Annotated in this window: 1 protein-coding gene; it reads left to right on the top strand. The window is 55.2% G+C overall.

The genetic code is table 11. The annotated features are described in order from the left end of the window. The coding region (locus ACR0IM_RS24545) for a trimethylamine methyltransferase family protein (RefSeq protein ID WP_480683484.1) at window positions 1-251 on the top strand (251 nt) is incomplete at its 5' end. Window positions 252-580 lie beyond the last annotated feature (329 nt).

Here is a 580-nt window from a genome sequence, read left to right as displayed (position 1 = left end):
ACCCGCACACGCAGGAGAACTTTCAGACTGCGTTCTTCATGCCGGAAATGTTCGACAACAACTCGATCGAACAATGGCAGGCGGAAGGCAGTGTCGAAATTACGGAACGAGCACTGAAACATGCGCGCAAGCTGCTGGCCGAATATCAAGAGCCGAAACTGGACGAGGCCAGAAACGAGGCGCTGCTGGACTACATCGCCCGGCGCGAACGCGAAATCCCGGCCGCCGATGAACTGAACCAGAGCTACTGACCCCTCAACGCACTCCCCGACTGGTCCGCCGTTTCAGGCGGACCTTTTTTGTCGCCAAAGGGAATATGGATTACACAGTAATCTGCTCTGGAGACCGACGTTGGCACTGGGATTAGCGGGGCATTTTGTTGATCAATCTTGCTGTGCCGTTTCTGCGTCTGAGAGGTGGCCAATCGTCAATTTCTGTACGATCGAAGTGTTTGACAGATATTCCGGCCTCTCCATCACTCCCACCTATTCGTCGCGCGCTTTCCATTCTTTCCAGCGCAGCACTGCGTTTGCGCCGATTTCTCGGAAGGGTTGGGGTGGCAGGCGTTTGGGTTGGTCTT

The organism is Ruegeria sp. BF6 (assembly GCF_056538665.1).
This window is presented reverse-complemented; position numbering and strand designations above follow the sequence as displayed.